Below are 9,164 nucleotides of genomic sequence, written 5' to 3' on the forward strand. Positions count from 1 at the left end.
CCTAATAGATTAACTCGGAGTTCACCTATGAAAAAAACAATACCCTCGTGGATGTTGTTCTTGTCATTGTTCGTTTTGTATTTACTGCATAATGATTTCTGGTTACGGAATAATTCAAATTTGGTTTTAGGCATTCCGGTTAGCCTGTTCTACCATATCCTTTTGTGCTTTGCAGCTTCCTTGTTAATGGTTATTGCAGTGCAGTATTTCTGGCCTAAACATCTTGAGACGCCTACAGAGAAGGAATCTGAATAATGATCATTGCGGTTATTTTTTCCTACTTAATTCTCGTCCTGCTCATTGGAGTTCTCAGCCATAGGTTTTTTAAAAGCACCAGTGAAGATTATTTTGTCGCCAGCAGAAGTATTGGTCCTTTTATATTGTTGATGTCCCTTTTTGGCACCAATATGACAGCATTCGCAATTCTTGGGGCTTCCGGAGAAGCCTATCGGGTAGGTATCGGCGTTTTTGCAATGCTGGCTTCATCTTCTGCATTGGTGATTCCAACTGTGTTTTTTTTCATAGGTACACGATTGTGGGCATTGGGAAAGAAATTTGGTTATTTAACCCAGGTTCAATATTTTCGTGATCGATGGGGCTCTGATGGACTTGGTTTGTTACTATTCATAGTTCTGGTGGCATTGGTTATTCCTTACCTGTTGATTGGTGTCATGGGAGGTGGCATCACCTTGAACCTTATTACCAATGATCAGATTCCTGCCTGGGTAGGAGGACTGCTGGTTTGTCTGGTGGTTATGATGTATGTAACTTATAGCGGAGCAAGAGGAACCGCCTGGGTAAATACATTTCAAACATTGGTATTTATGATTTTAGGAGCTGTATCTTTCGTTGTTATTGTGAATAAATTAGGCGGCCTATCAACTGCCATAGCAACCATTTCAAAATCCAATCCTGATTTACTCATCCAGGGTGAACATATCCAACCACTTAAGTTATTAACGTATACACTAATTCCTGTTTCGACTGCGATGTTTCCGCATTTATTTATGCATTGGCTTACAGCTAAACGGGCAGAGACCTTTCGTTACACGATCATGTTTTACCCGCTATGCATTTTAATCGTATGGATACCCAGCGTATTACTGGGGATATTTGGCAATATCGATTTTCCTGATCTGCAAGGCGCCGAGGGGAATTCTGTTTTAATAAGAATGGTGGCGTTGTACGCCCCGGGCTTTTTAGGTGGACTGTTAGCTGCCGGTGTGTTTGCCGCCATCATGTCTTCGTTGGATTCGCAGACCCTCGCTTTAGGAACCATGTTCACCCAGGATATTGTCAGGCATTATGGTTTCCATAATAAAATGAGTGAAAAACAGCAAGTATTGTTTGGACGAGCCTTTGTTTTTTTTATTATTGGGATTACCTATATTTTGTCACTGGTAATGGAACGAAGTATTTTCAGATTGGCGGTGTGGTCATTCACCGGTTTTGCATCTTTATTGCCGGTGGTTGTTGCAGCCGTTTTTTGGAAGCGAAGCACTAAATACGGCGCATTGGCTTCGATTAGTAGTGTTGTTATTCTTTGGATATACTTTTTTAAACAAGGTTGGGAGAATCCGGGTTACACCATTGCGGAAAGTGGAATGATGCCGGTTGGCGTTATGTTGGTTGTATCTGCCTTAGCAATGGTAGTTGGTTCGTTGGTTACCAAGCCACCGGAAGATGGTCGGCTTAAACGATTTTTTCCTGGAACCAACTAACGATGACTGTTAAATATAACTGATAATTTTAGGATGGAAACAATAAATCCGAATAACTAGTTTCAAAATAACAATGTTTAAACCAAATAATATTATATGATACTATTAAATAATTAAATTAATTAACCTGGATTATTCATGAATCATGTTTTTAAGCTTAAAACTTCCAATGTCATCCCGTCGCGCAGGATGCTGCAGGGTGTCGTTACCGAATGCTTTCAGGGTGTCCGAGTACTACCCAAAATATCATCCTAATGTTTTCAGGCTGTCCGAGAACCCCCTAAAATGTCACCCCCGTCCCGCCTGGGCGGGACGGGAATGACAGTTTTATAAACCAGTGACAATTTTTATGGATAGATCAGGTTAATTAACAGTAATTACAAACAGTTTGTTATTTATTTCATTGTAATTTGTTTAGGATTTAGAGATTTGAAATTCGGATTTCCAGTACATTTTATGAGAATAGTAAGAATTGAAAAACCCTTACTGAGTTAATAGTATAATTCCATGAAAATCGCATACATATCAGCCGGAGCAGCGGGGATGTATTGTGGTAGTTGTATTCACGATAATACCCTGGCAGCCGCATTAATTAGAAAAGGGCATGATGTCGCCTTGATTCCGACTTATACCCCGATCAGAACTGACGAGGAAAGTGTCAGCATCGATCGAATTTTCTTTGGTGGAATCAATATTTATTTACAGCAGAAATCGGCAATATTTCGCAAAACACCCGAATTTTTGGATAAGCTGTTGGATTCCCCTGCGCTGCTCAATTGGATTTCTCGATTTAGTTCAAATACGGATGCGAAAGAATTGGGTGAATTAACAATTTCAATGTTAAAAGGCGAAGAAGGTAAGTTTAATAAAGAATTGCGAAAACTGGCAAAATGGTTAAAAGAGTCTTACCAACCGGATATTATTCAATTGACCAATTCGATGTTTGTCGGGGTGGCCAAATATCTGAAACAGGAATTGCATGTCCCGGTGCTTTGCGCGATGCAAGGAGAAGATATTTTTCTTGATGATCTGATCGAACCGTACAAAACACAAGCTTTCAATTTAATCAGGGATAACTCCAAAGATGTGGATGGATTTATTGCCACATCTGAATATTACACCGAATTCATGGCCGACTACCTGGATGTGGCGCTGGAAAAAATTCATGAAGTCAAACTAGGCATTAAACTTCAAGGCCATGGAGATCAACAAAAAAATCTTGAAGATGGCGTTTTCACGATAGGTTACCTTGCCCGGATCTGCCCGGAAAAAGGTTTGCATCAATTGGTGAAGGCCTTTCATCAATTATCAACGAAAAATAAGAACCTGAAAATTAAGTTAAAAGCAGCGGGTTACCTGGGTAAGAAAGATCATGTGTATTTTGAAGACATTCGAAAAAAGATCCAATCTTTGGATTTATCCGAAGACTTTGAATACTGTGGTGAAGTGGATCGAAGACAAAAAATAGAGTTTTTGAATAGTATCGATGTGCTTTCTGTTCCAACGATTTACAAAGAACCAAAGGGTCTGTTCGTCTTGGAAGCGTTGGCCAATGGCGTTCCGGTTGTGCAGCCCAGGCATGGCGCTTTTCCGGAGATTATTGAAGCGACAGAAGGTGGACTTCTGGTTGAACCGGGTTCAACTGTTGACTTAGCTGAAGGAATTCAAAAGATAATAGATTTTCCTGACCATAAAAATGAAATGGGTAAAAAAGGCAAGCAAGCTGTTCATAAATATTTTTCTGATGATCGCATGGCAGAAGACACATTAGCAGTTTTTGAGCAGTATTTAAGTGCTTTTGAAAAAGATAAAATGAGTGCTAAAACAGATAGTCATTAAAAATTTAGAGGATTAATGTCAGATCAATTAGAAAAGCTTTCTCTGAATGTCTTAAATGTGTGCAAGCAATTTGACACGGGAAGCCATACCGTAAATGTCCTTCAAGATGTTTCTCTGGAAATGTCGGGAGGGTCTGCTGCAGTAGTCACAGGGCCGTCCGGATCGGGGAAAAGTACATTATTACATATTATTGGAACTTTGGACACTCCCACATCAGGGAAACTCAAAATTAACGGGCAGGAACCATTTGAATTATCTGAACCGGAACTTGCAAAGTTCAGGAACAAAAGTATAGGATTTATCTTCCAGGATCATTACTTGCTGCCTCAATATTCGGTTTTGGAAAATGTCCTGATCCCAACATTGGCCTTTAAAACCAACGGCCATGATTACGAAAGTCGGGCTAAAGACTTACTGAACAAGGTTGGGTTGTCCCACCGCCTGGATCATCTTCCTGCAGAACTTTCCGGCGGAGAACGACAGCGTGTCGCCGTTGCCCGGGCACTCATCAATCAGCCAACTATGTTGTTGTGTGATGAGCCAACCGGGAATTTGGATCACGCCAATGCGAATGCCATCGCCGATCTATTGTTCGAATTACATCGGGAGGAACAAAATATTTTGATCGTTGTAACTCATAGCCTGGAATTGGCCGGGCGTTTTCCAAAACGATTAAAATTGATCGAAGGAAAAATTAAAGAAGAATAAAGTGTTTAAGTTAACATTAGATGTTTTCAGGTACAAAATTGAAAATTTAATCGCAGAGTACACAGAGAACCAAGAGGTATGAATCATGGTTAAAAATTAAAACTTCCAAAACTGTCATCCCGCCGCGCAGGCTGTCGCAGAATACACATATCTGGCGAAATGTCATTCTGAACGAAGTGAAGAATCTCTTGATTTTATTGGGTTTATGACATTTCAGAGATCCTTCGCTACGCTCAGGATGACAATTTTTATCATCTGTGGATGCATTCTGCAACAGCCTCCTCGACGGGATCTATTTCCATACATATGAAAAAGCTGAATGTTAAACATTAAAGATGGTGAAATGTTCTTATCTCGAAAAACAGTGATAAGGTTCATGAATTATCCAGGTTAGTTATCAGGTAACAATAAATCTATGATCGAAGCAAACACCCAACACGATGGCTTATATCCATTAGGTGAATTTTACAAAAGAAGTGAAATTAAACTACCCACCTTTACTTTCATCGAACCGGACTTAATCCCAGATCCGTACCGTCAGTTATTGTACCACAATGAAGATATGACTAGTGTCTTACAAAATCACCATCGGCAAAAAATTCACCTGGATTTAATCGAATTCATCGAAGATGGCAATTCCATACTGAGGAGAGTCTCCCTTTTAAGAGAAGATCGTAAAATAGTCGAATTCGGTGCGATTGAAATTAATATGGCTCTTTTCCCCGATGCGGCAAGAATGGAAATCCGTAATTCATATACTCCCCTCGGATCAATTTTGGAAAAGTATCTGGTCGAATACAAAAGTAAACCAAAAGGTTATTTCCAAATAAACTCTGACGAAATGATCAATCGATCCCTAAATCTGCAGGGTTCCCATTTATTGTTTGGCCGGGTAAATCAAATTCGAAACCTTCAGGATTTATCCCTGGCCAGTGTCGTCGAAATATTGCCACCCAAAGACAAATTTGATGAAAACCGATAAGCAATTTGATGCCATCGTAATCGGCGCGGGTCCGGCCGGATCTACGGCAGCTGCCTTACTGGCACAGAACGGCCGGGATGTTCTGGTTCTGGAAAAGGAGCGATTTCCCCGCTACAAGATTGGCGAGTCCATGATCCCTTATTGTTATTTTCCGTTGCAGCGGCTCGGTTTAATCGACAAGATGAAACAGTCCCATTTCACTAAAAAATTCAGCGTTCAATTTATCAATACCAATGGCAAAGTGTCTGCGCCATTTTACTTCTTCCAGCATTTCGATCATGATGCTTCCACCACCTGGCAGGTAGTTCGCAGTGAGTTTGATCTGATGCTTCTCGACAATGCTCGCGAAAAGGGCGCTGAAGTTATCGAAGCCATGAAAGTAAAAGACCTCCTGCGGGAAAATGGCCAGGTTAGCGGTGTGAAGGCGCAGAATTCTAAAGGCGAAATGCAGCAGTTCAAAGCAAAAATGACCATAGATGCCAGTGGGCGTGATAGCCTGTCGATTGTTCGGAATGGTTGGCGAATCGATGACCCAAATCTCAAAAAAGTGTCGATCTGGACTTATTACAAAGGCGCCAAACGTGACCCGGGCCTGGACGAAGGCGCAACAACCATTGCTTACCTGCCGGAAAAAGGTTGGTTTTGGTATATTCCGCTCCCGGATGATTTGGTGGGTGTCGGAATTGTTGCAGATAAGGATTACGTATACAAAGAAACGCGAGATCCTGAGATCATTTTCAATAATGAAATTAAAAAAAATGCCTGGATTGAAGACCATCTTGCTGCAGGAAAACAGGACTGCCCTTTTAGAATTACCGGCGATTATTCCTATCGTTCGAAGTATTGTGCCAGTGACGGTTTAATCCTGACCGGAGATGCCTTCGCCTTTCTCGATCCTGTGTTTTCTTCCGGACTTCTGCTCGCCCTGCTAAGTGGGGAACTGGCGGCGGATGCAGTGGACGCAGCTCTTGCGAAAAACGATGTTTCAGCGCATCAATTCGTTGATTATGGCGAAAAACTTTGCCAGGGCATCGAAGCCATGCGCAAACTGGTCTATGCATTTTATGACAAAGAATTCAGCTTTCGAACTTTATTTGAGAAACATCCGGAATTGCGCAGCGATGTCACCGATGGCTTGATCGGCAATTTATTCAAGGATTTTGATCCGTTATTCGCAGCGGTGAAGGAATTTGCAGAGATCCCGGATAACCTGGCGCACGGGAGGCCGTTGATTAAGTAGGGTTAATTAATTATTAACTAATTTTTTATTTTATGGTGATAGTTTTGTGAAGTCTTTTTTGTTTAATAGGAAAACAAATTAATTGTTTGGTCTTGCACAAAACTTTACAGAGGATAGAGGTTGAGCAATTGATTACTGATTTCTTGCTCTCAAAAAAGACTAATGGAAACTTTAAGAATTGTGAAATGTTGAGTTCCTGTTAACTGTTATATCTGGTAATGCATGTTAAAAAATTAATGAGGTGAAAATTATGAAAGCCATTTTTGGAATAATCACACTGATAGTGTTATTTGCTATAAGTGCATTTGCTTTGAATAAAAAATACAATAATGCTCAAAAAGCTCAAAGCATAAGCGGTGAAAAAAATACAATGTTCGAAAAAGCAACATTTGCAGGTGGACGTTTCTGGTGTATGGAGCCACCTTATGAAAATTTGGCAGGTGTTCTTAAAGTAGTACCAGGCTATACGGGTGGACATAAAGAAAATCCAACCTATAAACAAGTAACTTCCGGGAAAACAGGCCACCTGGAAGCTGTTCAGATAACTTATGATCCTGATAAAATTACGTTTACTGAACTTCTAGATGTTTATTGGATGCAAATCGATCCAACAGATAATGGTGGACAGTTTGTTGACAGGGGGTCACAATACAAAGCAGCCATTTTTTATCATTCCGACGAACAAAAAGGATTAGCGGAAAAGTCGAAAATAGCGCTGGAAAAATCCGGGCGATTTAATAAACCCATCGTCACAGAGATTCTCGATGCGTCAACTTTCTTTGAAGCGGAAGAATACCATCACGATTTTTACAAAAAGAACCCTACAAGATATAAATCATATAGATCTGATTCCGGTCGTGATAATTATATAAAAATGATATGGGGAGAAGATTTGAATATCCAAAGTAACAATAATACTTACAATAAACCTTTGGATACGGAGCTGAAAAAGAAATTGACTTCATTACAATATAGAGTGACCCAGCAAGATGGTACGGAAAGGCCATTTAATAATGAATATTGGGACAATAAAAAAGAAGGAATTTATGTCGATATAGTTTCCGGTGAACCGCTTTTTAGTTCACGAGATAAATTTAAGTCCGGTACGGGGTGGCCAAGTTTTACAAAACCATTTAATCTCGAAAATATTATCGAGATTGAAGATGGAAGTCTTTTTATGAAAAGGACGGAAGTGAGAAGCAAACATGCGGATTCTCATCTTGGACATCTGTTTAACGATGGACCTAAACCGACAGGATTACGTTATTGCATAAATTCAGCCTCACTGCGCTTTATTCCAAAAGAAGATTTAGAAAAGGAAGGATATGGCGAATATAAAAAACTGTCTAAAAAATAATTAGTAGTGTCGTTGAGATTGTTGTTTTCACAGATGGATTAATTGGCAATTAATTCAAGGATTTTGAGCCGTTGTTTACAGTGGTGAAAGAATTCGCTGAGATTCCGGATAATCTGGGACATGGGAAGCCGTTGATTGTTTAGAGTATCAATTCAAACCGAATGCAGTTCAAAATTCTTCAAGATCGAAGAGAGCGCTGGAGCGTTTTTGTCAGCTTGAGCAACTGTTAGGCTCGACCATCTGTAGAACCGGCAGAAACCATAAGCGCTAGTTCACCACATACAACTATCCAAATTGCTTTGGTTCCAATTTTGTTAACAAATCAATAACGCCTGGATGTGTGAAAGGAACCTTATGTATTGTCAGTAATAGTTTAAAGAGGCTGAGAAAGTAAAACTCATCTTTTCGAAAATCAGCATACACTTTCTTTACTAATAACGGCGGTAGAGATGTCTTTTCTGAGCCATTTCTAAGAATCGGGAGTATAGTAGCTTTCTCGGCCTCAGAGCCGGTTAGTCGCTGATTTACAAGGTCCATTTCCGCTGCAACTGCATGCCCCATCTTGGGATCCTTATTGTTATATTTTTTTAGGTAAGTTGGCGTCCCTATTGTAATAATATAATTGTCTTCACCATTAAGACTCGGTAGCGGCAAGCGCGAATGCTCGCACGCGTTTCTTTTGTGACAAGTCATTATTCTATTTGATGTATTCTTTTTAATCATTTCTCTTTAAAATTATCTAACTCTTTGTTTATCTTATCCCGATATTGCAAAAACTTAATATAAGATGGGAAGTCTTGCACTAAGGCGTCCCATAATCGTTTTGCTTTTTGAAAGTACTCAAAGGCTTTATTTTGTTCTTCTTTTTCATCCCTATAAAACAATCCCAATTTAGAGTACGATATTGCCAAGCCGTTTTTAAATCCTACATTTTGTGGATTGGCTTCATAGAGTTCTTCAAATAATACTGTCTCGTCTTCAAAATATTTCAATGCTTTGTCCAAATTGCCGAGGGAGGTGTGCGTAGATCCGAGTTTAGAGTACGATATTGCCAAGCCGTTTTTAAATCCTACATTTTGTGGATTGGCTTCATAGAGTTCTTTTGTCAATTTTAAATCGTCTTCAAAATATTTCAATGCTTTGTCCAAATTGCCGAGGGAGGTGTGCGTAGATCCGAGTTTTTCGAACGATATTGCCAAGCCGTTTTTAAATCCTACATTTTGTGGATTGGCTTCATAGAGTTCTTTTGTCAATTTTAAATCGTCTTCAAAATATTTCAATGCTTTGTCCAAATTGCCATAATTCTCATAAAAATTA

General features: G+C 39.7%; 9 protein-coding genes. 7 read left to right on the top strand and 2 right to left on the bottom strand.

The window, feature by feature from the left end; translation table 11 throughout:
• Positions 1-27: 27 nt before the first annotated feature.
• The 7 genes from IIC38_09165 to msrB all read left to right on the top strand — a co-directional run bounded on the left by IIC38_09165 (position 28) and on the right by msrB (position 7,847).
• A complete protein-coding gene (locus tag IIC38_09165) occupies positions 28-255 on the top strand; it encodes a hypothetical protein (GenBank protein MCH8126117.1) in 228 nt (75 codons plus the stop codon).
• Positions 252-1,721: a sodium:solute symporter family protein gene (locus tag IIC38_09170; GenBank protein MCH8126118.1), complete on the top strand. Its 1,470-nt coding sequence runs from the start codon at positions 252-254 to the stop codon at positions 1,719-1,721. Before IIC38_09165 ends, IIC38_09170 begins: the two co-directional genes overlap by 4 nt.
• Positions 1,722-2,228: 507 nt before the next feature.
• Positions 2,229-3,560: a glycosyltransferase family 4 protein gene (locus IIC38_09175; GenBank protein ID MCH8126119.1), complete on the top strand. Its 1,332-nt coding sequence runs from the start codon at positions 2,229-2,231 to the stop codon at positions 3,558-3,560.
• A gap of 15 nt (positions 3,561-3,575) precedes the next feature.
• Complete coding sequence (locus IIC38_09180; GenBank protein MCH8126120.1) at positions 3,576-4,268, top strand: ABC transporter ATP-binding protein; 693 nt, start codon at positions 3,576-3,578, stop codon at positions 4,266-4,268.
• A 415-nt stretch (positions 4,269-4,683) separates the two neighbouring features.
• Complete coding sequence (locus tag IIC38_09185; protein MCH8126121.1) at positions 4,684-5,250, top strand: hypothetical protein; 567 nt, start codon at positions 4,684-4,686, stop codon at positions 5,248-5,250.
• Positions 5,237-6,490, top strand: a complete 1,254-nt coding sequence (locus IIC38_09190) for a tryptophan 7-halogenase (GenBank protein MCH8126122.1) — start codon at positions 5,237-5,239, stop codon at positions 6,488-6,490. The genes IIC38_09185 and IIC38_09190 overlap by 14 nt, the downstream gene beginning before the upstream one ends.
• A gap of 250 nt (positions 6,491-6,740) precedes the next feature.
• Positions 6,741-7,847 (top strand): peptide-methionine (R)-S-oxide reductase MsrB, encoded by a 1,107-nt coding sequence (msrB, locus tag IIC38_09195; protein MCH8126123.1) that lies wholly within the window; start codon positions 6,741-6,743, stop codon positions 7,845-7,847.
• Positions 7,848-8,132: 285 nt separating this feature from the next.
• Here msrB and IIC38_09200 read toward each other — a convergent pair whose 3' ends face one another.
• A complete protein-coding gene (locus tag IIC38_09200; GenBank protein MCH8126124.1) occupies positions 8,133-8,570 on the bottom strand; it encodes a hypothetical protein in 438 nt (145 codons plus the stop codon).
• On the bottom strand, positions 8,567-9,164 hold a 598-nt coding region (locus IIC38_09205), incomplete at its 5' end, for a tetratricopeptide repeat protein (GenBank protein ID MCH8126125.1). The genes IIC38_09205 and IIC38_09200, both read right to left, overlap by 4 nt.

It is taken from the genome of candidate division KSB1 bacterium, assembly GCA_022566355.1.
Taxonomy (GTDB): Bacteria; Zhuqueibacterota; JdFR-76; order JdFR-76; family DREG01; genus JADFJB01.

Bases quoted from the DNA above. Each gene is read 5' to 3' on its own strand.
- IIC38_09175 (MCH8126119.1), top strand. From the start codon at position 2,229: ATGAAAATCGCATACATATCAGCCGGAGCAGCGGGGATGTATTGTGGT.
- IIC38_09185 (MCH8126121.1), top strand. From the start codon at position 4,684: ATGATCGAAGCAAACACCCAACACGATGGCTTATATCCATTAGGTGAA.
- IIC38_09200 (MCH8126124.1), bottom strand. From the start codon at position 8,570: ATGATTAAAAAGAATACATCAAATAGAATAATGACTTGTCACAAAAGA.
- IIC38_09190 (MCH8126122.1), top strand. From the start codon at position 5,237: ATGAAAACCGATAAGCAATTTGATGCCATCGTAATCGGCGCGGGTCCG.
- IIC38_09165 (MCH8126117.1), top strand. From the start codon at position 28: ATGAAAAAAACAATACCCTCGTGGATGTTGTTCTTGTCATTGTTCGTT.
- msrB (MCH8126123.1), top strand. From the start codon at position 6,741: ATGAAAGCCATTTTTGGAATAATCACACTGATAGTGTTATTTGCTATA.
- IIC38_09180 (MCH8126120.1), top strand. From the start codon at position 3,576: ATGTCAGATCAATTAGAAAAGCTTTCTCTGAATGTCTTAAATGTGTGC.